Here is a 25115-nt window from a genome sequence, read left to right on the forward strand (position 1 = left end):
CAAATGTAAATGAATGAATGATGAAAATATTGAAATCTAAAATCTTGTTTTTTGTCCTAACTGCCTTGACGACCCATGTTTTTGGGCAAGTGGGGACAAATGGTGAGGACAGAAAAGAGGAAGGTAGACCCGTTCGGGAATACAATCTTGTACTGGAACAGAACAAATTGACCCTCGGTGGGGTCACTGCCGATGCAATGACCATCAATGGGAGTATTCCGGGACCGGTCTTGGAATTCAACGAGGGTGACTTCGCCCTGATCAACGTGACCAATAAGATGGATGTGGAAACCTCCGTACACTGGCATGGATTGATCTTGCCCAATTTTTATGACGGGGTTCCCTATTTGACCACACCGCCCATAGAACCTGGCACAACTTTCCAATATCGGATTCCGATCAACCAATCAGGTACCTATTGGTACCATTCCCACACCATGCTGCAAGAGCAAAAGGGGGTGTATGGCTCGATACTGATCCATCCCAAGGAAAAGACGTTGGACTACGATAAGGATTTGGTCGTGGTGCTCTCCGATTGGACGAACGAAAAGGCCATGAACGTGCTCCGAAACCTTAAACGGGGAAACGAGTGGTACCAGGTCAAAAAAGGGACCGCGGTGCCCTTGAGCAGGGTCATCAAGGAAGGTGCACTAGGTGCACAACTCAAATTTTGGCGAGATCGTATGGAAGGAGCGGATATTGCGGATATCTACTACCCCGCATTTTTGACCAATGGGAAAACATTGGCCGAATACCCTGATTTCAAACCAGGGGAAAAAGTGCGGCTCCGGTTCGTCAATGCCTCTGCCTCCACCTATTATTGGATGGATTTCGGTGGCGGTAACCCCATGGTGGTTTCCGGGGATGGTGTCGATGTGGAGCCTGTTTCCAAAAGTCGTTTTCTTTTTGGCATTGCCGAGACCTATGATGTCATCGTGACCGTTCCTGAAGGCACTTTGGAGGTAACGGCCACGGCACAGGACGGCTCCGGGCATACCTCGTTGCATTTAGGGCAGGGAACGCTTTTTCCCGCAACGACCATCGATAGGCCCGACAAAGTGGCGATGATGAAACAAATGGCCCAAATGGACATGAAAATGGGAGCTCCGGCAATGGCCGGCAACAAGAAGAAAAATACACCCGAATATTTGATGCAAAAGTATGGGATGCAGATGGACATGAAGGATGGCAGCATGGATATGGGTATGCACAATGGGATGTCGATGGATAAGACCGAAATGAGCGGTCAAAAGGATAAACCCATTGCGAAGATGGATGATAAAAGGCCTATGAATGCGAATGAAGATCATAGGCACATGGAGATGGATAAAAAGATGGGGGATATGGCAGGAATGGAAAAGGATTCAACGTCAATGAAATCCACCGGACATAAGGACAAGATGGAAAACCCTATGGTTCAGACTATGCCAATGATGCAGAAAGACACTTCAGCTTTTGATTACGATACCCGTAAAACGTATTTCAACTATGACTTCTTAAAAGCAAAGGAAAGTACTACCTATAATGCCGATCTGCCCGTCAATGACATTCTGTTGAACCTGACGGGAAATATGCAACGGTATATCTGGAGTATGAACGGTGTGCCACTTTCAGAAACCGATAAGATCAAGATCAAAGGTGGGGAAGTAACCCGGATCACCCTCAACAACCTGACCATGATGCACCATCCGATGCACCTCCATGGGCATTATTTCAGGGTCATCAATGAGAATGGTGAAAAGTCACCCTTGAAACATACGGTCAATGTGCCGCCCATGCAGAAAGTGGTCATCGAATTTTATAATGAAGAGTACGGGGATTGGTTTTTCCACTGTCATATCCTCTACCACATGATGGGGGGCATGGCCAGGGTTTTCAGTTATGATACCCCAAGGGATCTGAGGATGAAGGATTTTCCTGTTCAAAAGTTGGTAGATGAAACTGACCATTATTATGCTTGGGGTGCTGCCAGATTGGGTTCCAATTTTAATGAACTCTTCCTTGTTTCAAGTAATATCAGGAATGAATTTGGGGTACGGGCAGAATTTGACTACGACCAAAATGCCGAGGTGGAAGTCAATTATAACAGGTATCTCAATGACTGGGTACGGGTCTATGCAGGGGTAAACACGGAAACCTCCATCCCTGATTCCTATGACCGTTTCAATACAGTGGGACTGATAGGGGTCAAGTATTTTACCCCATACCGCTTTAATATGGATGTGAGTATGGACCACCAGCTGCGTCCAAGAATAAGGTTGGATAGGGAACTATTGCTTTTTCCCAGGATTTTCCTCGAGGGGGAATATGAATTTCGGGCCGATTTTGGATGGGTCAACGATTTGGGGAATTCATCCTATGAAAGTGAGACCCAATGGCTGGTAGGGGCCTCCTATATCCTTTCACGTAATTTTTCAATCCAGGCCAATTACAACAACCGATATGGTTGGGGCGGAGGCCTGCTAGCCCGTTTTTAAATGGCAGAATACAAAAAAAATAGCCTGAGTCTGACCAATACCATTGCTTTGGGAACCGGTGTGATGATCGGTGCGGGAATTTTTGCGCTCTTGGGTCAGGTTGCCGAACTCTCCGGCCAATGGTTTCCCTTTGCTTTTTTAATCGGGGCAGTCATCTCAGGTTTCAGTTCCTACACCTATGTCAAAATGTCCAATACCTACCCCTCTGCCGGGGGCATTGGCATGTACCTCAAAAAGGTTTACGGTAAAACGGCCTGGACCGCTACCGGTGCACTGCTGATGGCCCTTTCCATGGTCATCAATGAGAGTTTGGTGGCCCGGACGTTCGGGACCTACGTATTGGAGCTTTTTGATGTGGAGTCGAAAGGATTCTGGCCCCCGATCCTTGGGGTATTGTTGTTGATCACAGCCTTTATTGTCAATGTGATGGGAAACAAAGCTATCGGGGGATCGTCCTTGGTCATGGCCATACTAAAAATCGGCGGGATAGCGGTTTTTGCCATTGGTGGCCTTTGGGCAGCTGGATTTACCTTTGATCAGGTCGTTCCTTCCCAGTCCTTGACCGAGCATTCCCTGGTGGATTATTTGGGGGCATTGGCACTGTCGATATTGGCCTATAAGGGTTTTACCACCATTACCAATAGTGGGGATGAGATCGTCGATCCCAAACGTAACGTGGGACGGGCCATTGTCATTTCTTTGGTGATATGTACCCTGGTCTATCTCATGGTGGCATTTGCGGTCTCTTCCAATCTTTCCATCCAGGAAATCATTGCGGCCAAGGACTATTCGCTGGCCGAGGCATCCAGACCCGCTTTTGGAAAATATGGGGTCTGGTTCACCGTTGGTCTGGCGATCATCTCCACCGTTTCCGGGGTCGTTGCCAGCATTTTTGCCGTTTCCCGGATGACCACCATGCTCACTGAAAAGGAATTGATACCACATCGACATTTTGGGATTCCCGGGGACATACAGAAACATATGTTGGTGTATACCGTGGTGATTGCCATAGGGCTCACCATGTTGTTCGATCTGAGCCGGATCGCTGCATTGGGGGCCATCTTTTATTTGATCATGGATATCGGGATCCATTGGGGGGTCCTAAACAATCTACGAAAGGAAATCGGTGCAAATCCCATTATCCTCATTACGGCCCTTGTGCTGGATGTACTGGTGTTGGGCGTCTTTATTTGGTCAAAGGCGGGTAGTGACCCCTTGGTGGTCATCGTTGCCCTTGCATTGATGGTGCTTATTTTTTTCGGGGAACGATTTTTTTTGGGGAAAAAGCGTACGGTCGAGGAAGAATAAGGGCTGAGTGCCTGCGTGGGAGAAATGGAAAATTAGATGAAAAAATTAAAATAGTAACAATAATAGGGGATAATACAAAAATGCTTACCCCGGGCAATCAAAACGAGGAATTAATCTTAAAATCAATTACAATGAAAAGAACAACAGTTACATTAAGTACAATTGCCATTGCGCTTTTGACCATTACCGTGATTTCCTGTAAGGACGGTAAGAAGGAAACAAATGACAAGGAAGGAGCCCATATGGAGATGGGAACGGAAGAGGGCCATCACCATGAGAGCACTGCAGGGGAAATGGACCACGGGACCATGGACCATGATATGGGTTCGTCCGATGCACAGGGCACATCCGTGATCGACAGCTACCTCCAACTGAAGGATGCCCTGGTGGCGGACAATAAGGATGAAGCGGCCAAATCGGGCCAAGCCTTGGCCAGTGCCTTGGGCAGCTTTGATATCAGCGGATACGATGAACAGCAACAGAAGGAGCTGTCCGATATCATTGAAGTGGCCAAGGAACATGGGGAGCATATCGCCAAAAGTGATATCGGTCACCAACGGGAACACTTTGAAGGACTGGGCAAGGATATGGTCGATTTTATTGCGATAACCGGGACTTCCAAAACCTTGTACCAACAATTCTGCCCCATGTACAACAACAACCAAGGAGGAACGTGGCTCAGCGCAAGCAACGAAATCCAGAATCCATTTTTTGGAAGTAAGATGTTGACCTGTGGTAAGGTGCAAAAGGAAATCAATTAAATGAAAGTACTGAAAATCATAGTATTGGTAGTGCTGTTGGGATTTGTGGGCATCCAGTTTGTGCCCACAGATCCCAACTTGAGCGATGTGGTTCCCGATACGGACTTCATGTCGGTGAACCAGGTTGCCAAGGATATCGAACACGATTTGCGGGTATCTTGCTATGATTGCCACAGTAACAACACCCAATACCCGTGGTACAATAAGGTCCAACCCATCGCCTGGTTTTTGGAAGAACACATAAAAGAGGGAAAGGAAGAACTCAATTTCAATGAATGGGGCGACTATTCGGATCGAAGAAAAAGGAGCAAACTAAAGTCCATCGCAAGTCAGATCGAAGACGATAAGATGCCCCTATCTTCCTATACCCTGATCCATAAGGATGCAAAATTATCGGTGGAAGAGAAAGAACGGATATTGACCTTGGTAAATGATCTAATGGAAGAATTGGATAATTGAAAATGACATGGAAATTACCCTAAAACCGGGACAAACGATATTGCTATTGTTGTTGGTCATGTCCGGTTACTATGAATGAGGAAATAAAGTCCTGAAAGGGAGGGGAACACCCAAAGTTGATTGGTTGGTGAGTTAGTTAGTTAATCGTTCCCTTCCCTTGTCAGGCACTAATGGAAAAGAAGATGAAAGATTGTTGTCGTGACAATGGACCTGTCCAGCCGAAAAAGGCCATTTTAATAAAATGGTTGGCCCATATCCTGTATGGGATCGTCATTTCGATTGCCCTGGGAGCCTTTATCATACAATAAATACTAACCTAAACAATGCTAAAACAAACCAATGAAACGTATTACTTTACAGATTTTTCTAATGGCCGTATTTCTCACAGGGACAAGCTTTGGCCAAACAAACCCTAACAAGGAAAACCTAGACCAGGACAGGGCCGCTGTGCTGAGGATTTTGGAAAGCTATAAAGAAGCACTGCAAAATTTGACCACGGAAGGTACCTTGGAGCTTTTTGCGGAAGATTCCGAAGTTTTTGAATCCGGGGGCGTGGAAGGCACCTATCAACATTATCTCGACCATCATATAGGTCCAGAACTTGGACATTTCAACAGTTTTAGGTTTTCGGATTATACCATTGAAGTGAAGGTGGAGCTACCCTTTGCCTTTACTACGGAAAGCTATGTCTATACCATTGGCCTAAAATCGGAAAATGGAGGTGAGGGCAAAACGATCAGCAGAAAAGGGGTTGCCACCGCCATCCTTAAAAAAACGGATGGGGAATGGAAAATTGTAAAGATGCATAACTCCTCACGGAACAACGGGAAGAACTAATGGTCGGAAGAAAAACATCGATGAAGGTCAGAAAGATACATAGATATCTTGGCCTATTTATTGGGATCCAGTTCCTAATGTGGACCATCAGTGGACTATATTTTAGTTGGACGGACATTGACGAGATCCATGGAGATCAATTCATCAAGGAGCATCCGGACCAGTCAGAATTTGGGAATTTAATTGCTCCCAATGGACACGGGAACGTTAAAATCAAATCTTTGGAAATGAGAAATATAGGGGGAAGTCCCTATTATTGGATCAATGGTGGGGTTTTGATGGATGCACAAACGGGGGAGATCAAAAAGGGTATCGATGAACAACAGGCCTTGGCCGTTGCTTCACAGTATATGTTGCCCGAACTTAAGGTCAAAAGTGTCGAAAGACTCACCCAAACAGGTGGGCAGCACGAGTATCGTGGACGTCCATTACCGGCCTATGTGATCACCTATGAAACGGATGAAAACCTAAAAGCGTATGTCTCAGAGACCGATGGGTCGTTTCAACGTGTAAGGTATCGGTCCTGGAGATGGTTCGATTTTTTGTGGATGACCCATACCATGGACTATGAGGGACGGGACGATTTTAACACCATGGTTTTACGGATTTTTTCCCTGATGGGATTGATTACCGTTTTGAGCGGATTCTTGTTGTGGTATGTCAGCTCACCAACGATCAGAAAATTATGGAAAAGGCGATAGTTCAAACACATTGACATACTTATTTGGCAAAGGACTCCTGTTAGGAGCAAATAGTTGACTATTGTGCCAGTTGAACCATTTTGGGAAAAATGAGCGAACTTAGGAGGCAAAGACGAAAGAAAAAAAGGGATCTGGCGAAAAAGAAACGGGATCCGGCCAAGAAAAGAAAGGAAAAAAGAATGAAAATCCTTGGCATATTGGCCTTGATATTGATCATTATATTGGCAGTGGTCGTCATTTTTTTGAAGGCCCTGTGGAAATTCACTGCATGATATGGAAGTTGGGTCCAGTAAATCGAAAGATGTGTTGTACATCAAAAACATGGTCTGTCCGAGATGCATCATGGCCGTCAAAGGTATTTTGGACGATGAGGGCATTCCCTATATGAATGTGTCGTTGGGTGAAATAACCCTCAATGGGAAAATCACGCCTGAAAAACGGGAAGGTCTCAACGAACGACTTGAGAAAATTGGATTTACGATCATCAACGATCGTAAAGGTCAGTTGATAGAACAGATCAAAAACCTAGTGATTGAGGCGATACACTACACCGGACCCATGGAAAAGGTCAAATGGCCCGAATACCTTTCCGATGGATTGCATCTTGACTATAAGTATCTTAGTTCGCTGTTTTCCGCGGTGGAAAGCATTACCTTGGAGCAATATATCATCAACCAAAAGATTGAAAAGATCAAAGAGTTTCTTGTTTATGACGAATTGGGCTTAAAAGAAATAGCGTTTCAATTGGACTATAGCAGCGTTGCCTATTTAAGCAACCAATTTAAAAAAGTAACTGGAATGACACCTACACAATTTAAGAAAAGTGCCATTCAAAATAGAATATCGCTTGATGATATTTAACCTCTACCATTAAGGGCGCAATACCTTTCCAAGGAACCAGCTTCCTAAACGCTATTTAAAAAACACCTTTCTTCGCAAATGGGTCAAGGTTTGTTTTTTTTCAAACAATGCCCTTATACAGAAAGTGTTACTTTTCCCATACGTGTTGGAACCAACATTGTTGATTCTAGGTGTAAAATTGTTAAAATAAAAAATGATCACAACATGAAAAGAAGATACCAAATAGAAGGAATGACTTGTGATGGCTGTAGGGGGCACGTTGAAGAAGCTCTTTTCAATGTGGCCGGTGTAGCCGATGTAGCGGTCGATCTAAAAAACGCAGAAGCTACAGTGGAGTCGCAATTTGAGGTCCCCCTTGAAAAGCTACAAAAGGCATTGGAAAATAAGGGGGGTCAATATAAAATACAAGCGATGAACAAAGCCAATTGAACCGATATACGATAACTGGGACAGGTAAATTGTCAGGCCTACAATTGGAATGGAACAATACAATACTCGAAAGTCAAGGAATAATCACAATAACCAGATAAAATTTGCACAATGGAAGATAGTCAAAGGAAATCCAATAATTATTTAAAGTTTTTTGCGATGATTGGTACTTCAATGGTCGCCATGTTTTTTTTAATGTACACCCACTCATATCAAATCATTGATCACTTTTGGTATAGTGAGACTAGATTTTTCATGACTTTGATCATGGGGGGATCGATGATCATTATTATGCTGCTATATATGCTACAGATGTATAAAGACCGACGCAAGAACATGTCAATATTAGCCTTGGGTGTTTTGTTGATTGCAGGTGGGATATGGCTGGTCAGGAGTCAGGTCACCGTATCAGGAGTCGACTACATGGAAGGAATGATACCCCATCATTCCATTGCTATTTTGACCAGTGAACGTTCTCAAATAAAAGATGTCAGGGTACGGGAGCTTGCCAATGAAATTATCAAGGCACAACGCAGGGAGATAATGGAAATGCAGTGGTTGATAAACGACATCAAGGAAAATGGAATAGTGGAAACCGAAGCAGGAAAAGAAAAGCGGCCTATTCCTAAATTCGAGGGATCTCTTAGGGAAGAAACAAAGAATCTGGCCGAATGAGAGGCGATTATTTACTACCAATGTTCTTGTTTTGCCCCAAGTTCACTACAATGGTTTGTCCTATCGAATATATTCTAAACTGATCGGGGCAAATTCTCCAAAAAAGATTGACGTGGGCGAACCTGATTTCATAGATGTTGCCGAATTCTATAAACCACTCACCAATTATAAGTACTTGACGAGGAAAGATAAAAGTTGATTTTTCGGAAAATTCTACAACTCTTTCAGTAAATAACGTAACAGTCCATTTTAGGTCTATTCTGAAATTTGTACCATACAAATTGGAGTAGAAAATGGATGCAATCGATATTATTGAGGACACCGAAAGGAAAGCGAAGACGGTGTCAAAAAAATCTTTCCCGGTCACTGGAATGACCTGTGCTGCCTGTGCATCCAGCGTGGAATCCATGCTGGGCCATACCGAAGGGGTCTACAATGCCAGTGTCAACTTTGCCAACAGTACGGTCCTTGTGGAGTATGACAGTGCTATGGACCTAAGCGATCTTCAAAATGCGGTACGTCAAATCGGTTATAATATAATTGTGGATGCCGAGGATCCTACCGAAGTACAGGAAGAGCTTTCGAAAAAGCATTATGTATCCATAAAAAAGCGAACCCTTTGGTCCGCTATTTTGACACTTCCCATTTTCCTTCTTGGGATGTTTTTTATGGATTGGGTCCCGGGTAGATGGATTTCGTTGGTACTTGCCGTTCCTATCCTGTTCTGGTTTGGCCGAAGCTTTTTCATAAATGCCTTCAAACAGGCCAGATTCGGTAAGGCCAATATGGATACCTTGGTCGCACTCAGTACGGGCATTGCCTTTTTGTTCAGTGCATTCAATACCCTTTTTCCTGAATTTTGGCTCAGTAAAGGCATGGAACCCCATGTATATTATGAGGCGGCCACAGTGATCATCACCTTTATTTCATTGGGGAAATTATTGGAAGAAAAGGCGAAATCAAATACATCCTCCGCCATAAAGAAATTGATAGGGTTGCAGCCCAAGACCTTAAAGGTGATAGCAGATGGGGAGGAAAGGGAAATCCCTATTTCTTCGGTCAAGGTAGGTCAAACGATTTTGGTCAGACCGGGAGAGAAAATCCCTGTGGATGGAACGGTGTCCAAAGGAAGTTCCTATGTTGATGAAAGTATGATCACGGGCGAACCCGTCCCTGTAGAAAAGACAAAGGATGAAAAAGTTTTTGCCGGTACCGTAAACCAAAAAGGAAGCTTTCAGTTTGTAGCTGACCGGGTGGGAGGGGAGACCCTTTTGTCCCAGATCATCAAGATGGTGCAGGAAGCACAGGGGAGCAAAGCGCCCGTACAAAAATTGGTGGACAGGATTGCCGGTATTTTTGTTCCCGTGGTAATGACGATTTCACTGGTGACATTTATCACCTGGATGTTCCTGGGAGGTGAGGACGCTTTTACCCATGCACTGTTGACCGCAGTTGCCGTATTGGTAATAGCTTGTCCCTGTGCGCTGGGTTTGGCAACCCCCACGGCCATCATGGTGGGAATCGGCAAGGGGGCCGAACACAATATCCTCATCAAAGATGCGGAAAGTTTGGAGTTGGGTTACAAAGTAAATGCCATTGTCCTGGATAAAACGGGAACCATAACAGAAGGAAAGCCAGTGGTGACCGATATGGTCTTTGCGGACCATGTGACCGATCACAGGGCCCTGGAGCAAATTTTATATGCCATGGAAGGACAGTCCGAACATCCCTTGGCTGAAGCCGTGGTCTCCTTTTTAAAAAATAGAAAGGTAAATCCGGTCGAAATTTTGAACTTCAATAGTATTACAGGAAAAGGTGTTCGCGCTGAGGCATTGGATGGAACCCAATACCTTGTGGGCAATCATAAGTTGATGGTCGAAAAAGGAATCGCCATGGATGACAACCTGGGGCACATGGTCGAAGGGTTAGAGCAGGAAGCCAAAACGGTCATATACTTTGGCGGTGGAGGCAAGGTGAAGGCGATTTTGGCCATTATGGATAGTATAAAGGAATCCTCAAAGGAAGCCATACGGGAAATGCAGGGGAATGGTATGGAAGTTTACATGATGACCGGTGATAACAAGATGACCGCCGAAGCCGTATCACAACAGGTGGGTATCAAAAGCTATGAAGCCGAAGTGCTCCCATCAGAGAAAGCTGATTTTGTGAAAAGGCTTCAAGAAAGTGGAAAGGTGGTCGCCATGGTGGGCGATGGTATCAATGATTCGCAGGCACTTGCCCAAGCAGATGTCAGTATCGCGATGGGCAAAGGGTCCGACATTGCCATGGATGTCGCGAAAATGACCTTGATCACCTCTGATTTAAATGCCATTCCCAAAGCGTTGAAGCTCTCCCATAAGACCGTTATAGGTATAAGGCAAAATCTTTTTTGGGCCTTTATATACAATATCATTGGAATTCCTATAGCTGCAGGGCTGCTGTATCCGATCAATGGATTTTTGTTAGATCCGATGATCGCTGGTGCCGCTATGGCCTTTAGCAGTGTATCGGTCGTATTGAACAGTTTGAGGCTTAAAACGATTAAACTATAGTAATTTTCTAATTTAAAATCGATGAACATGAGTACATTACAATTCAAATCAAATATTAAGTGCAGTGGGTGTGCCAATACCGTAAAACCATTTTTGGATAAGGTGGATGGCGTGACCGATTGGTCTGTTGACTTTGCCTCCCAAGACAAATTGTTGACCGTACAGACTACAAGTGCCACGGAAGAGGAAATCACTTCTGCTGTTGAATCGGCTGGATATCATTTGACCAAGAAATAAAGGAATGTCCAGAAGAATATATTAAATGGTTCGAATAGGGTTGGGGTTACCTTAATCCTATTCGGGTTGTATAAGTTTATTGGATTTTTCTACACAACTTCGGTATAGGCATGGTCATTGGTAGTATTGAAAACATCGCAAGATTCAGGTATCACTGCAATCAAAACCTCTAAACTTGATTGTGTCAATCATGTAAGGTGGACCAGTAATGGCTTGGCTGGAACACCGGTGGCAAAAATCTAAATCTTGTAATTTATACAGCTAGTTTAAAAATGACAATCAAAGTTCTTATTATATCTGCTTGTCGATAGGGCGAATAGATACTCATCTTGTTTGTGATGAGATTTTGAACTCACAAAAATTCCTTTGTCTATTTTGATTTAAAATTAAATAAAACAAGATGGTGTGGTTTGATTTTAAATATCGATATTTACGTTGTGAAAATCATTATTTCACACGAAGATGTCCTATGGGATGTCCTATTTTGGGAAAATCGACATAATATTCTGGATATTAATGGGTTAGCGCCTCTTCAAGAGGTCAGTCATGATCAAGCTTATTCCGGAGTTGCACATCCGAACACAATAGTAGGATTTAGTTCAACTTCAATTCCAATGCTTTCTGTATAAGGTTGCAGTAAGCTAATTGGTGAAAAGGGTCATAGGGGAATCAAAGCTCTTCTTCATATTTTTTAAAAAAAACAAATCATTTAAAGATTTTTTTATAATTTGTTAACGTTTTTTGGTATTTATTCTATTGGTCACTTCAGATCAAAGAATTGAAATAAGGAGCTTATACAGCTTCCCTTTATTAAAAATAGCCCAAGATTGTATTGGGGGATTTTTATGTAACGGCACTTTTTCGTTTGAGATAAAGGTAGTTCATGCCACTTTGCTGGAACTACCGCTACGTTAAGAGCGTGAGACAGGTATTGGTGATACAATGGAAGTATTCCCAATGGTCGCGCGCTGAATGACTAAGACGAAAATATATGGACCAAAAAAAATACAGAGATGAACATCTTCTCGTTGAGCAGCTGAAAGAAGGCTGCCAAGAAGCCTATGGATACCTTTTTGGGATATACCATAGAGAACTGTGCAATTACATGACGGTGGTCTCTGGCAGTACAAGGGTCGCCGAAGATATAGCCCAACAAACTTTTATTAGGTTATGGGACAACAGGGAACGGTTGGTTGTCCAAGAAAACAAACTAAAGCATTACATCTTCAAAATAGCCTACCACCTCTTTATAGACTCAAAACGGAAAAAGAAAAAGGAATTTGAGTTGTTGGAGAGTCTTAAACAAGAAGCGTATCTGGAAGTTGCAGATGCCGATGCTTCACTTTTTGAGGAACGATTGAAAAGAGTGGAGACCGAAATAGAAAACCTCCCCGAACAGTGTAAGCGGGTCTTTATAATGAGTAAAAAGGAAGGCCTTAAATACCAAGAGATCTCCGAGAGACTTCATATATCCATCAAAACTGTTGAAGTGCATATAGGCAAAGCACTGAAAAGACTTAGGGCCCAACTGACCATTTTCTTCTAAAAACCTCTCTGTAGGTTCATTTTCCCTGAATCGTTCCTTCTAAAGTTTCAGGGCAAAAAAAGCATACTCTATAATTTTTGTGTTAAAAAAATAAATTCAGGTAAGGGTTTTTTGAAAAACTGCGTCTGTTTTATAAAAGAGATAAATTTTCACCGATGACCAAGTTCGATATAAGAAGAACTATTACAAGATACATCAACCAGGAAGCTACCCAGGAAGAATTGTCAATGTTGTATGAGTGGGTAAAAAAGGGGAACAACCAAGAAGTGTTCAAAAAGTATGTTCAGGCAGATTTCCTGATAAATTATCAGAACAGATCTTGGAAGTCTGAGGAAGCCTTCAAAAATTTCTTGGAAACCATAAAAGAGAATGACTCCAAAAAGGTAAGGTCATTGTTGGTACGCGGAGATATGTGGAAATATGCGGCTGCCATAGTGGTAATTGTATCCACATCCTTTTTTGCATTGCTATACAGTACTCCGCAAGAGGATATGACTCCTCGAGTGGACTTAAATATGATAACGTTGCAATTGGAGAATGGTGAAGTGTTGAATCTAGACCCAAGTGCCAATGGAACGATTAAAAGCAAAATGGGAAATACTGTTTTTTCTTTGGTAGAAGGAGTACTCATCCAAAAGAATGGAACCAAAGGGAAGAAAGTGGAAAAAAACAATGTACTGAAGATCCCTTATGGGAAAAAGCTTTCGGTAACCCTACAAGATGGTACCGTGGTCATGTTGAATTCGGGATCTACATTGAGCTATCCGGCTAGTTTTTCCGGGAAGGACAAAAGAGAGGTGTATTTGCAGGGAGAAGCCTTTTTTGAAGTGGCCAAGAACCCGGAACAACCGTTTTTTGTCAAAACCAATACAATATATACCCAAGTGTATGGTACAGTGTTCAATGTATCCGCTTATACAGAGGATGGAGTGGCGGAAGTGGTTTTGGTAGAAGGCTCGGTAGGAGTTGGGGAAGTTGATGTAAATACCTCCAAAACCCCGCAAATGCTAAAGCCCTCACAAAAAGCTTCAAAGCTACTTGATGTGGAGAGTGGTTTTGTTGTGGAAGATGTGGATGTTTCTTCATATGTGTCGTGGACCAAAGGCATATTGACCTTTGAAAACGAGGCGATGTCCAACATTATAAAAAAGCTGGAGCGTCAGTATAACATACATATTATAAACCAATTTGAAGAATTGGGTGAGCGAAGATTCACGGGAATGTTCGATGTGGAGGACATAGACCGGGTTTTGAAAACAATTCAGACCCATACCCGCTTCAGCTATCAAAAAGAAGGAAAAACAATAACAATAAAAGAACCTAACAAACAATAGTGCCTATGATTTGAAGAACCAGTAGACCAAAAAACGAATACTTAACTAACTAGACTAAAAGAATTATGAAAAAAACCAAAACTATCCATGCTTTGTCGCCAAAGGTCGGTAGAAGAATATTATGCTGTTTTTTCTTACTGTTTATATTCGGCCATTTGAAAGCGGCATCATGTACGCAAGAGGATATTGTTGCCATAAGCTTTGAGAATACGAAGCTAGGGGATGTATTTGAAATGATTACAGAATCAACCGGATACAAGTTTTTCTATGAAGCTTCCGATGTTGACCTGAACCATAAGGTATCCATATCCCGCAAAGACCTTTGTGTTGAAGATTTCATGAAAGAACTTTTCAAGGATACGGACCTGTACTTTGAGGTGATCGCAAGGCAAATTGTGGTGAAGCACAAAGACAAGGGGCCACTGCCCAATTTAGTTCCCCAGAAAAGAATTGATGCACCAAAGCCGCAGTCCAACCTTTCGGGTACGGTTCTGGACGAAGCAGGTATGCCCTTGCCGGGGGCAAGTATTGTGGCCAAAGGGACCACAGTGGGTACAACTACCGATTTTGACGGGAAATTTACCATTACATTGCCAGTAGGTGTTACCGAAATCCAAGTAACCTATATTGGGTATAGACCCAAAGAAGTGAATGTGGCAGGACAGACCTCCATCACGGTTTCCATGGAACAGGATGCCGCTGCCCTTGAAGAAGTTGTGGTAGTGGGGTATGGAACATTGGCCAAAACCAAGGTGACAGGTTCTGTAGTCTCCATTACCCCAGAAACCATTGTTGAGGTTCCCGCACTGACCCCGGAAGGTGCCCTGATCGGCCAAGTTTCCGGTGTGCAGGTACAGGAAGTCTCCGGTGAACCGGGTGCGGCCCCTAACATTAGGGTGCGTGGTTCAGGTTCTATTTCTGCGGGAAACGACCCATTGTTTGTTGTGGACGGAATCCCTATTTCGCGTAACCTTACCTCATCAAGTCAGTTGGGGGGTGTTGCCAATAGAAGGGCTACGTTCCAACCCCCGACCATTAATCCATTGGCTACGCTAAATCCAAATGATATTGAATCCATTCAAGTACTCAAGGATGCGAGTGCCGCAGCTATTTATGGGTCTAGGGGAGGTAATGGGGTTCTTTTGATCACCACCAAGAAAGGGTCCAACTCTGAAGAAGGAGTATTTTCTTTTGATTCTTATGTGAGCATACAGTCCGTTGCCAATAAGTTGGATTTGATGAATGCCCAAGAATTGATAGACTATACTACGGATGCCAGGAACAACAATTATCTGGCCTCTGTTGATGGAGCTTCCATCAATGATCCCATAGGACCCGGAGATAGAGGGAATGCCAACTACGAACTACCGGAATCCTTTGTTAACTGGGATGGTACGGATACTGATTGGCAAGACCTTATCTTTAAGACCGGAATAGTTCAGAGTTACAATTTTTCATACGCATCACCGGTAAGGAACAAGACAAGTTTTTATGCATCCACGGGCTATTTTTCCCAAACCGGGGTTATAGATAAGGCGAAGTTTGAGCGGTACTCCGTACTGCTGAACCTAAATTCCCAACTTGCCAAAAAGTTGAACTTGGATGTAAGATTGGCCCCGACCGTTACCGAAAACCAACGGGTACCGGCATCTTCACCTTATTTTGCCACGCCTCCAGGTATCGTCTATTCAGCCATAGTGCATTCTCCAACAGTGAGTCCATACAATCCTGACGGTACCATAAACCAACTGAACAACCAATCCTATTTGGGAGGTGGGACCACAACGGCAAGTAATCCTTTGGCAATCATCGAAGCCGTGGATGACCAAATATTCCAATTTCAGACAAGGGGAAGCCTTGCATTGACCTACGATATTTTACCGGAGTTGAGTTTTAAGACATTCGGAGGGGCATACATTAATTTGTACAATCAGGATTTTTACCGTGCCAACACATTGTTGTACAGAAATTCGGCGGATGGTAACCCGTATGGACAGGCATCATCTTCCACAGAGACCAATTGGCTTTGGGAGAATACCCTCAATTGGAAAAAGGAATTTGGAGACCATTATTTGGATGCTGTTTTGGGATATACCGCCCAAAAGGACAATTTGACATTGAAACAGGTATTGGCCAACAACTATCCGGATGATTTGGTTCCGACCATCAGTGGGGGACAGGTGTTTGGTGGCACCTCTGTAAAGGAACAGTGGTCGTTATTGTCCTCTCTATTCAGGGTCAACTACAGTTACAAGGACAAGTATTTGTTTACCGGTACGATTCGTTCCGATAAATCATCCAGATTCGGAAAGAATAACCAAACGGGATATTTTCCTTCTTTCTCGGTGGGGTGGAGATTGAACGAAGAATCGTTCTTGGTCGGGTCAGAAACCGTTTCCGAGCTAAAACTTAGATTGAGTTGGGGGCAGACGGGTAACTTTGAGATTCCCAATTATGGGGCCGTTGGCCTATTATCCCCCCAAAACTATAACTTGGGAGGAAATGAAATCAACGGTTTGGTCCAGAGTACCATTCCCAATCCCAATCTGACTTGGGAGAAATCGGAACAGATTGATGCAGGTATTGAACTGGGATTGTTCAACAATCGAGTTTTTCTTTTGGCCGATTACTACGATACAAAAACCAGAGATCTGTTGTTGAATGTTGCCATTTCCTCGGTATCTGGGTTTGAAACTACGTTGAGAAATCTTGGTGAAGTACAAAACAGGGGATTTGAGATTGCGTTGAGCACCAAGAATTTTGTAGGAGATTTTACGTGGAATACGGATATCAATTTTTCAACCAATAAGAATGAAGTGCTTTCGCTCAATGAAGGAAACGAACCCATTTATTCTTCAGGTAGTGCCGGTGTACGCCACGTAACAAGGGTAGGAGACCCGATAGGAAGCTATTACGGATATGTAGTGGACGGTATATACCAATCACAGGCAGAAATAGATAGTGCTCCCCTGGATACCCAGGCTCCTGATCCAGGTGTCGGTGATTTCAAGTTCAAGGACATTGATGGGGACGGAGAGATCACTCCAGATGATAGAACGGTTACCGGGAGTTATTTTCCGGATTTTACCTGGGGGGTAAACAATAGGTTCAAGTACAAGAACATAGATTTGAGCTTCTTGATCCAAGGAGTCGAAGGGAATGAGATCTTGAACCTTACCTCAAGACATATGAAGAACGGGGAGGCCAATTTTAATTCCTATGCCATTTTCAATGAACGATGGAGGTCGCCTTCCGACCCTGGGAACGGGTCGATTCCACGGGCGGACAGAGAATCTGGAAATCATGGAAATAACAACAGACCGTCTTCTTTCCAAGTAGAGGATGGGTCGTATATCCGATTGAGGAATGTGACCTTGGGTTATACATTGCCAACCAATAATCTTTTTGGAAGCAACATCCAGAAACTTAGGTTCTATGTTACGGGAACAAATCTTTTTACGATTACCGATTACCTTGGTTACAACCCAGAGGTGAGTAGTATTACCACGAACAGTTTAACCCCGGGCGAGGATTATGGAGCATTTCCATTGACCAAATCCTTTACCCTAGGAGTAAACTTAAAGTTCTAACCTAAAAAATGGAAAACATGAAACGAGTTCTATATATAATACTATGCACGGTTCTATTCGCCGGATGTAGTGAAGATTTTACTGACCTTGCACCAGTATCCAATAGGAATGAAGCCGATTTCTATAATTCTGCGGATGATTTTGAAGTGGCCATCAATGCAAGTTATTCAGGGCTTCAAAGCATAGGAATTTATGGAAGGGGGTATTGGACCATGTTCGAGATGCGAAGCGATAATACCGATCAAGGTCCGGATGCCACAGGGTTGGCACGTCAATACACCGAAATCAATTCCTTTACCGAAGATGCGTTGAACGAGCAGATTACTTCCGCATGGAGTGAATCGTACAAGGTGATTGCCAATTGCAACGTGATTTTGGAACGGATACCTAATGTGGAAATGGATGCCTCCCTAAAGAACAGGGTCACAGGAGAAGCACTGTTCATTAGATCATTGGTGTACTATCATATGGCCATCGGTTTTGGAAACATCCCTTTACAGCTTACCCCATATATCTCTGGGGATGAGCTGACACAGGTGGACCAAAACACGATTTTGGGACAATTGGTCACGGACCTGACCACGGCCGAAGACGCCTTACCGGTTTCTTACTCGGGCAGTGAAGTGGGAAAAGCAACAAAGGGAGCGGCTGCTACTCTTTTGGCCAAGGTATTGCTGACCTTGGGTGATGATTCTGCTGCTGAAACGGTACTTCGGAGAATCATAGCCAATTATGGATATGAACTGCTTCCAGACTATGCCGATTTATGGGGTGTGGCCAATGAGAACAATGCGGAATCCATTTTTGAGGTGCAATACATCAGTGGGGGGATTGGACAAGGAAGCCTTTTTACCAACGATTTTTCACCCAGTACCGATTTGCAAACAGGCTCAGGATTTGGGCGAAACCGACCTACGGTTTCCATGTTGGAGGCATATGAGGACGGTGACCTTCGGTATGATATATCGATGGGGGATTCTTATGTGGATTTGGAAGGAGAGACCATAGAAGCTAGGTACATCAAAAAGTACCGATCTGATTTGGCAATTGAAAACGATTCCGATACCAACTTTGTGGTTTTTAGATATGCAGATGTACTTCTTATGCTGGCCGAAGCATTGGGGGAAACACCCGAAAGCTATGATTTGATCAATGAGATTAGGAATAGGGCAAATCTTCCCGATATTGATGCCTCCACTCCAGGAACCTTCGAAGAAAAACTATTGCAGGAGAGAAGAGTGGAGCTTGCTTTTGAGAACCATAGATGGCCAGATTTAAAACGCTTTGGTATGGTGGATAAAATCCAGGATGCTGAACCCTTCATCACCGGGACAAGGGAGTTTTTCTATATCCCACAACGTGAGATGGACATTAACCCAAATTTTGTACAGAACTAAGCAATGACTTTGATTACGTTATAATGTGTTTTCATTATTTAAGTTAGTTTGATTGGTAGCGCCCCAAAATACCATGAATCCCTACTTATGATGCTATGGGTGCCATTGTCAAAAAGGACAGGGGTCCGTTTCATAAAGTTGCTTTATAAGAATCGACCAAAATCACAATTACTAAATTTTTAAGGAACCTAATATAGATTATACGATGAGAAAATTAATGATGGCAATTTGCCTTTGCTTTGCCTTTGCAACCATCCAGGCACAAGAAAAAAAAGTACTCAATATTATAGCCATTGGGGCACACCCTGATGACTGTGACTCAAAATTCGGGGGTACTGCAGCACTCTTTGCAAAAATGGGCCACAATGTAAAATTTTTGGCGTTGACCAACGGAGACGCAGGCCACCAAAGCATGGGAGGAGGGCCATTGGCCAAAAAGCGCAGACAAGAGGCCAAGGATGCGGCCAAAGCTTTGGGTATTGCGGAATACGAAGTTCTGGATAACCATGACGGGGAGCTGTTTCCCACTTTGAACGTTCGACTGGAGGTAATCCGAAGAATACGTGGCTGGAACGCTGATATCGTTTTAGGGTTGAGACCCAATGATTATCATCCCGATCATAGAAATGCAGGTTCCGTTGTACAAGATGCAGCCTACATGAACATTGTGCCCAACGTAGCTCCGGACACACCACCCCTTAAAAAGAATCCAGTTTTTCTATACATGAGCGATCACTTTAAAAAGCCATACCCATTCCAAAAAGACATTGCGGTGATAGTGGATGATGTGATCGATACCAAAGTCAAAGGTTTGGCGGCCCACGATTCACAAATGTTCGAATGGTTGCCATGGACCAATGGAATGGACCTTGCCACCATTCCCAAAGGAGAAAAGGAAAGACTGGCATGGCTGAAGGACAGATGGATGAACAGAAAACCCGATGCCGGCACTTTGGAAGTCGTAAAGAAGTGGTATCCCAACGTGGATGTCTCCAAAGTAAAGCAGGTGGAGTTCTTTGAGATTTGCGAGTATGGAAAACAACCGACCGAAGAAGAAATCAAGGAATTGTTCCCCATGCTGGGTACAGAATAGGAGTGGACCAATATTTGGAACCCCAAGATTAAAATAACCAACCAACTAAAAATGGAGCACAACAAGGCCACAACCAAAAGATATTTTCACATCATTGGGTTGGTAATGATCGTATTCTTTGTAATATCCTTCATCACCAACATACTGAACTCGATAATAGTGGATGTTAAGGGTAGTTTTGATCTAAGTCTGACTTTGACAGGCCTACTGCCATTTACATTCTTTATCGCATATGGGATCATGTCCATACCTGCAGGGTTCCTTTCCGAAAGGTTTAGTGAGAAGACCTTACTGTCCGTATCCTTTCTGGTAATGGCCATTGCCTCTATGGGCTTTGCCCTTACCCCACAGTACAGTGTGTTCAGTATTACACTATTTATACTGGGTTGTTGTATGGCGGTCCTTCAGGTCATTATTAATCCCATGTTACGCGTTGCCGGAGGTGAGGAACATTTTGCATTCAACTCGGTACTGGCGCAATTGGTGTTTGGGTCAGCGTCTTTTTTAAGCCCTTATCTCTATAAATACTTGGTGAACAAGGAAGAGGTTTCCAACGATATGATTGCAGACATGTTGCGGGGATGGGTGCCTGAGGATTTGCCTTGGGCCTCGCTCTATATTGTGTTTGCTGGAATATCCCTTTTGTTGTTTTTCTATGTTTTTTTTACCAAATATCCAAAGTTTGAAAAGACTGAGGAAGAAAGGGCAGGGGACAAAAGCTCCTATTGGGATTTATTGAAAAACAAATGGACCATACTGTATTTTATAGGGATGTTTTGTTATGTGGGTACGGAACAAGGTGTTGGAAATTGGATATCCCAATTCTTATACGAATACCACGGACTTGACCCACAAACCACAGGAGCTGACACTGTATCCTATTTTTGGGCCATGTTGACGGTAGGATGTCTGCTGGGCCTTCTATTGTTGAAGTTTATGGATAGCCGGAAACTGTTGATTTTGGCAACATCCATAACCATAGTCTGTCTTATTTTGGCCTTGACAGGCTCATCCCAAATGGCATTGATAGGTTTTCCAATGGTGGGATTCTTTATTTCGGTAATGTATTCCATTATAGTTTCATTGGCGCTCAACTCGGTAAAGGAACACCATGGTTCGTTGTCCGGAATTTTATGTACCGGTATAGCAGGTGGAGCGGTCATTCCATTTATGGTAGGGGGGCTGGGTGAAATGTTGACCCTGAAATCTGGAATGTTTTTTCTGATACTGCCCTTGGCATTTATTCTTTCCATCGGCTTTTGGGCCAAACCCTTGGTAAATAATAAGACGATAAGCTTAAAGAAGGAACAGTGAAAGGGATTGGAGCAGAGGTTCTTGGGGTTGATATAGGTGGAACTAAGATCAAATCGGGCAGGGTGATGGGAAACAGAATAGTGGATACCCATCTCATTGAAGTAAATCGAGATGATTCAGAGGAAATTGCCCTCAATAAGGTGTTTGGGGCCATTGATGAGCTTATGACTGATTCAATTCGAGCCATAGGTATAGGTGTTCCCGCGGTAGTAGATCCAGATTCAGGAATGGTATATGATGTACAAAACATTCCATCTTGGACAAAAGTTCCTTTGAGAAGAAAAGTTCAAGATCGGTACAATGTGCCTGTCCATATTAACAACGATGCCAACTGTTTCGCGTTGGGCGAGAAGCATTTTGGGAAAGCCATGGGATATTCGAATTGTGTAGCGCTTTCATTGGGAACAGGATTGGGTATGGGCATTTTGGTGGATGGAAAGCTATACAATGGCGTACTGTGCGGAGCGGGGGAAGTAGGTATGATTCCTTATAAGGATGGGATTATGGAGCATTATGCGGGTAGTTTTTTCTTTGATGAAAAATACGGGGAGTCGGCCAAAGCCTTATTCAGGAAGGCCATGGATAAAGATAAGATGGCTCTACAGGCGTACAAGGAATACGGAGTTCATCTAGGAGAAGCCATCAAGGCCATTCTTTATATGTATGCTCCCCAAGCCATAGTCCTTGGCGGATCCATAAGCAAGGCATATACGTTTTTTAAAGAATCGATGTATGAAACCTTAATTTCATTTACTTATCAAAAACAATTGGAACAAACAAAAATTGAAACATCAGACTTAATGGATGCTCCCATATTGGGCGCGGCTGCATTGTGTCTGTAAAATGTATAATCGTATTGCACAAATGAGAATACTAGCTTTAATATTGCTTACATGTTTTTTGCTTAAATCCTGTGAGACCCCGGAAAAGGGCAAGCAGGTCAACATTACCATAGAGAACAATAAAGAAGGTGCACCAATAACCCTTGGAATTCCTTTTCCAAAAGGTACACTCCATTCGGTGGACCATCTACGTCTGTTGACATCCCGAGGTACTGAGATTCCTTGTCAAACCACAGAAGTGAGCAATTGGGGGCCAACCGACGAAAGTGTTAAATGGGTATGGGTTTTCTTTTTCTCCGAAAAAGACTCAGAATACATATTGGAATATGGTGATTCTGTAGTACCCATACTTCCCAAAGAAAAGATTGTTTCCATGAACAACATGCGACCCCAAGGTGGGATAGAGGTGAATACAGGGCCTTTGTCCTTCTCCATACATAAAAAAGGGAATGGTTTTTTGGATGAAGTGTTTTTGGATTCCAACAAAGATGGAAAGTTTGATAAGGAGGAGCTCATTGTTTCTTCACCAGGAAAAAATAGGGGTTCTTTTCTCGATCTTTTGGATGATGCCGGAATAGATACTTCGAAAGCGGTGATAAATGAGGTGTTCAGGGAGAAAGGATCTGGCCCGATGCACAGTATATTCCGGATAGAAGGAACCTATACCTATAGCAGATCGGATAACAATCTGTCCCCTTTTACCATTTGGTTGCACGCCTATGCGGGAAAAAGCTACATAAAAGTTTTGCATACCATGACCTATACAGGAATCCCGGACAAACATAAACCACAAGAAGGGGAACATGCCAATATTGCCACACAAAATAAGATAATCGTAACGGAAAACACTGAGAACGATATGGGTTGGACTCAGCCCAATGATCAAATTGCAGCCTGTGGGCTTCAGCTTAAATACCATCTGGATAATGAAGTAAATGTTTCAATGCCTCTATATGAAGGAAGCTGGAAAGAAGACAAAGCCAATACTTTTCTGGAGGAAATCGCTGCCAATGGGGAATCCCCAGTTCAACTTTTACAACAAGGCCCGGCAAGGAGAAAGAGCACCAGTTTAAGAAGTTTGTACCTCAACGGTTTCAAAAAGGAGGACGATGGGAACAATCCCGATACGGCTTTGGAATTTAGAGCCACTGTTTCAGAAGGGGAAGAAAGTAAAGCAATAGTGGAAAGGGCTAAAGGATGGCTCAACGTTACCGACGGAAAACGAGGAGTAGGCGTTGGGATTAAAAACTTTATGAAGGAATATCCCAAAGGGATTGAGGTCGATCCTGCCAATGGAACTCTCTTGGGCAGTGTTTGGCCCAAGGAAAACGGTCCCATGAACTTTGCTAGACATAATACCGAACCGGATGGGGGCATGTTGGGCAATTTTGCCCAAGGGATTACCAAGACCACAGAGTTTGTCTATTACTTCCACAACAACGATGCTATGGATAAAGTAGGGAAAAAGATGGATTATATCATCGAAAATCCAGTGGCGCATGCCACACCTGAGTGGTATACCCAATCCAAGGCATACGGTAATATGGCCCCTTTTTCATCCAAGCATCCGGAATTTGAGAACGCCCTGCAATATAAATACCAATGGTGGGCCTATAACCAAAAGCATGAGCCGTGGTATGGGATTTTCAACTATGGGGATGGGAAAAGTTACTACTTTAATGGAAAATGGGTACAATGGACCAATAATGAACCCACAGTGGACTTCATGCTCTGGACCAACTTTATGCGGACAGGAGACCCCAAATATTATAATTTGGCCCAAGCCATGAGTAGGCATACCATGGATGTGGACAATGTGCATTGGCCCAAAAAAAGAACCTATTATGGGGAGATAAATGATGCCATAGATTTCTGGAACTATGAGGATGAACCCAAATCCACCCCCTATTTGGGCATAGGAAGAAGGCATGCCAATGAACACTGGTATGCTCTTTTGAGTGCCCATGTATGGATACAAGGTTGGATTGCATCATATTACCTTTCTGCCGACCATAGGGCCCTCGAAGTGGCCAGAATGACTGGGGATACTTATATCAACAGAATATGGGGGGAGCATGATCTAAGGGGAAGAAGGTTATATCTATCCGTTTTAAACCTTGTTGAACTGTACGATGCCACCAAGCTCCAAAAGTATAAGGACGAACTGGACGATAGGGTCAAGTTAATGTTGGAATTCCAGGAACGTCAGGGAGGAAACCTACTCTTGGATAGATATGGGTATAGTCAGACCTATGTTGCCCAAGGACTTTATAAGTACCAACAGATTACCGGTGATGAAACCGTGAGACAAGCTCTTTTGAAACATGCTCGCTGGGTCAGGGATGTGCCTCCCTTGAACCATGAGATGGAATCATATTTGGCGACCATATATCCATTGTTGATAGGATATGAGTTCAGTGGGGAAAAAGTGTATCTGAATGAAGCTCTTGAGAGAGCCAAAGTACTAATGATCGGAGAACTGCCCAAAGAACCAGCATCCTATGAAAATGCGGAAGCTTTTAGCGAAGATCTGGTCAAGATTTCCAATTTGCCAAAAAGTAAAAAGAGCTTTACCAATTGGGAAACCAATCAAGGACTTCGCGTATTTGGATGGACCCATGCCTATAACATTCCTTACCTGTTGTACTGGATGGACAAGGAACATATGAATTAAATCTTGTAATCTTTGCGAAAAGAGGCGG

General features: G+C 43.4%; 19 protein-coding genes. All 19 read left to right on the plus strand.

Going from position 1 to position 25115, the window contains the following annotated elements:
* Positions 1–20 precede the first annotated feature (20 nt).
* The 19 genes from EZV76_RS07795 (at position 21) to EZV76_RS07885 (ending at position 25087) form a co-directional block, all read left to right on the plus strand.
* Positions 21–2477, plus strand: coding sequence for a multicopper oxidase domain-containing protein (locus EZV76_RS07795; RefSeq protein WP_036385870.1), 2457 nt, complete (start codon positions 21–23; stop codon positions 2475–2477).
* Complete coding sequence (locus EZV76_RS07800; RefSeq protein ID WP_136565994.1) at positions 2478–3785, plus strand: APC family permease; 1308 nt, start codon at positions 2478–2480, stop codon at positions 3783–3785.
* 131 nt (positions 3786–3916) lie between these two features.
* Positions 3917–4546 (plus strand): DUF3347 domain-containing protein, encoded by a 630-nt coding sequence (locus EZV76_RS07805; RefSeq protein WP_119618909.1) that lies wholly within the window; start codon positions 3917–3919, stop codon positions 4544–4546.
* Positions 4547–5005 (plus strand): heme-binding domain-containing protein, encoded by a 459-nt coding sequence (locus EZV76_RS07810; protein ID WP_036385864.1) that lies wholly within the window; start codon positions 4547–4549, stop codon positions 5003–5005.
* Positions 5006–5344: 339 nt separating this feature from the next.
* Positions 5345–5842: a YybH family protein gene (locus EZV76_RS07815; RefSeq protein WP_136565995.1), complete on the plus strand. Its 498-nt coding sequence runs from the start codon at positions 5345–5347 to the stop codon at positions 5840–5842.
* Positions 5842–6543 carry a PepSY domain-containing protein gene (locus EZV76_RS07820; protein ID WP_067035945.1) on the plus strand — a complete coding sequence of 234 codons (702 nt, stop codon included), beginning with the start codon at positions 5842–5844 and terminating at the stop codon, positions 6541–6543. Before EZV76_RS07815 ends, EZV76_RS07820 begins: the two co-directional genes overlap by 1 nt.
* Before the next feature lie 303 nt (positions 6544–6846).
* Positions 6847–7404, plus strand: a complete 558-nt coding sequence (locus EZV76_RS07825; RefSeq protein ID WP_313790835.1) for a helix-turn-helix domain-containing protein — start codon at positions 6847–6849, stop codon at positions 7402–7404.
* Between the two features lie 204 nt (positions 7405–7608).
* A complete protein-coding gene (locus EZV76_RS17060; RefSeq protein ID WP_161594393.1) occupies positions 7609–7833 on the plus strand; it encodes a heavy-metal-associated domain-containing protein in 225 nt (74 codons plus the stop codon).
* Between the two features lie 336 nt (positions 7834–8169).
* A complete protein-coding gene (locus EZV76_RS17310) occupies positions 8170–8508 on the plus strand; it encodes a DUF305 domain-containing protein (protein ID WP_235855789.1) in 339 nt (112 codons plus the stop codon).
* Positions 8509–8801: 293 nt separating this feature from the next.
* On the plus strand, positions 8802–11060 hold the full coding sequence (locus tag EZV76_RS07840) for a heavy metal translocating P-type ATPase (RefSeq protein ID WP_136565996.1): 2259 nt from the start codon (positions 8802–8804) through the stop codon (positions 11058–11060).
* A gap of 27 nt (positions 11061–11087) precedes the next feature.
* Positions 11088–11297, plus strand: coding sequence for a heavy-metal-associated domain-containing protein (locus EZV76_RS07845; RefSeq protein ID WP_051947607.1), 210 nt, complete (start codon positions 11088–11090; stop codon positions 11295–11297).
* A 991-nt stretch (positions 11298–12288) separates the two neighbouring features.
* Positions 12289–12843 carry an RNA polymerase sigma factor gene (locus tag EZV76_RS07850; RefSeq protein ID WP_136565997.1) on the plus strand — a complete coding sequence of 185 codons (555 nt, stop codon included), beginning with the start codon at positions 12289–12291 and terminating at the stop codon, positions 12841–12843.
* Between the two features lie 155 nt (positions 12844–12998).
* Positions 12999–14177 (plus strand): FecR family protein, encoded by a 1179-nt coding sequence (locus tag EZV76_RS07855; RefSeq protein ID WP_136565998.1) that lies wholly within the window; start codon positions 12999–13001, stop codon positions 14175–14177.
* A 65-nt stretch (positions 14178–14242) separates the two neighbouring features.
* Complete coding sequence (locus EZV76_RS07860) at positions 14243–17767, plus strand: TonB-dependent receptor (RefSeq protein ID WP_136565999.1); 3525 nt, start codon at positions 14243–14245, stop codon at positions 17765–17767.
* Between the two features lie 17 nt (positions 17768–17784).
* On the plus strand, positions 17785–19164 hold the full coding sequence (locus EZV76_RS07865; RefSeq protein WP_136566000.1) for a RagB/SusD family nutrient uptake outer membrane protein: 1380 nt from the start codon (positions 17785–17787) through the stop codon (positions 19162–19164).
* A 205-nt stretch (positions 19165–19369) separates the two neighbouring features.
* On the plus strand, positions 19370–20257 hold the full coding sequence (locus EZV76_RS07870; protein WP_036383524.1) for a PIG-L deacetylase family protein: 888 nt from the start codon (positions 19370–19372) through the stop codon (positions 20255–20257).
* A 51-nt stretch (positions 20258–20308) separates the two neighbouring features.
* Complete coding sequence (locus EZV76_RS07875) at positions 20309–21571, plus strand: MFS transporter (protein ID WP_136566001.1); 1263 nt, start codon at positions 20309–20311, stop codon at positions 21569–21571.
* Positions 21568–22413, plus strand: coding sequence for an ROK family protein (locus tag EZV76_RS07880; RefSeq protein WP_262709746.1), 846 nt, complete (start codon positions 21568–21570; stop codon positions 22411–22413). The genes EZV76_RS07875 and EZV76_RS07880 overlap by 4 nt, the downstream gene beginning before the upstream one ends.
* A gap of 22 nt (positions 22414–22435) precedes the next feature.
* The gene (locus tag EZV76_RS07885) at positions 22436–25087 is read left to right on the plus strand and encodes an exo-rhamnogalacturonan lyase family protein (RefSeq protein ID WP_136566002.1); all 2652 of its coding nucleotides are present in this window, start codon (positions 22436–22438) and stop codon (positions 25085–25087) included.
* The last annotated feature ends 28 nt before the right edge of the window (positions 25088–25115 follow it).

Origin of the sequence: Flagellimonas alvinocaridis, assembly GCF_004916895.1 — a bacterium.
In the GTDB taxonomy this organism is placed as follows: Bacteria; Bacteroidota; Bacteroidia; order Flavobacteriales; family Flavobacteriaceae; genus Flagellimonas; species Flagellimonas alvinocaridis.

What these genes read in the sequence shown, in the direction of transcription:
- EZV76_RS07795 (WP_036385870.1), top strand. Translation starts at nt 21, where the DNA reads ATGAAAATATTGAAATCTAAAATCTTGTTTTTTGTCCTAACTGCCTTG.
- EZV76_RS07800 (WP_136565994.1), top strand. Translation starts at nt 2,478, where the DNA reads ATGGCAGAATACAAAAAAAATAGCCTGAGTCTGACCAATACCATTGCT.
- EZV76_RS07805 (WP_119618909.1), top strand. Translation starts at nt 3,917, where the DNA reads ATGAAAAGAACAACAGTTACATTAAGTACAATTGCCATTGCGCTTTTG.
- EZV76_RS07810 (WP_036385864.1), top strand. Translation starts at nt 4,547, where the DNA reads ATGAAAGTACTGAAAATCATAGTATTGGTAGTGCTGTTGGGATTTGTG.
- EZV76_RS07815 (WP_136565995.1), top strand. Translation starts at nt 5,345, where the DNA reads ATGAAACGTATTACTTTACAGATTTTTCTAATGGCCGTATTTCTCACA.
- EZV76_RS07820 (WP_067035945.1), top strand. Translation starts at nt 5,842, where the DNA reads ATGGTCGGAAGAAAAACATCGATGAAGGTCAGAAAGATACATAGATAT.
- EZV76_RS17060 (WP_161594393.1), top strand. Translation starts at nt 7,609, where the DNA reads ATGAAAAGAAGATACCAAATAGAAGGAATGACTTGTGATGGCTGTAGG.
- EZV76_RS17310 (WP_235855789.1), top strand. Translation starts at nt 8,170, where the DNA reads ATGTCAATATTAGCCTTGGGTGTTTTGTTGATTGCAGGTGGGATATGG.
- EZV76_RS07840 (WP_136565996.1), top strand. Translation starts at nt 8,802, where the DNA reads ATGGATGCAATCGATATTATTGAGGACACCGAAAGGAAAGCGAAGACG.
- EZV76_RS07845 (WP_051947607.1), top strand. Translation starts at nt 11,088, where the DNA reads ATGAGTACATTACAATTCAAATCAAATATTAAGTGCAGTGGGTGTGCC.
- EZV76_RS07850 (WP_136565997.1), top strand. Translation starts at nt 12,289, where the DNA reads ATGGACCAAAAAAAATACAGAGATGAACATCTTCTCGTTGAGCAGCTG.
- EZV76_RS07855 (WP_136565998.1), top strand. Translation starts at nt 12,999, where the DNA reads ATGACCAAGTTCGATATAAGAAGAACTATTACAAGATACATCAACCAG.
- EZV76_RS07860 (WP_136565999.1), top strand. Translation starts at nt 14,243, where the DNA reads ATGAAAAAAACCAAAACTATCCATGCTTTGTCGCCAAAGGTCGGTAGA.
- EZV76_RS07865 (WP_136566000.1), top strand. Translation starts at nt 17,785, where the DNA reads ATGAAACGAGTTCTATATATAATACTATGCACGGTTCTATTCGCCGGA.
- EZV76_RS07870 (WP_036383524.1), top strand. Translation starts at nt 19,370, where the DNA reads ATGAGAAAATTAATGATGGCAATTTGCCTTTGCTTTGCCTTTGCAACC.
- EZV76_RS07875 (WP_136566001.1), top strand. Translation starts at nt 20,309, where the DNA reads ATGGAGCACAACAAGGCCACAACCAAAAGATATTTTCACATCATTGGG.
- EZV76_RS07885 (WP_136566002.1), top strand. Translation starts at nt 22,436, where the DNA reads ATGAGAATACTAGCTTTAATATTGCTTACATGTTTTTTGCTTAAATCC.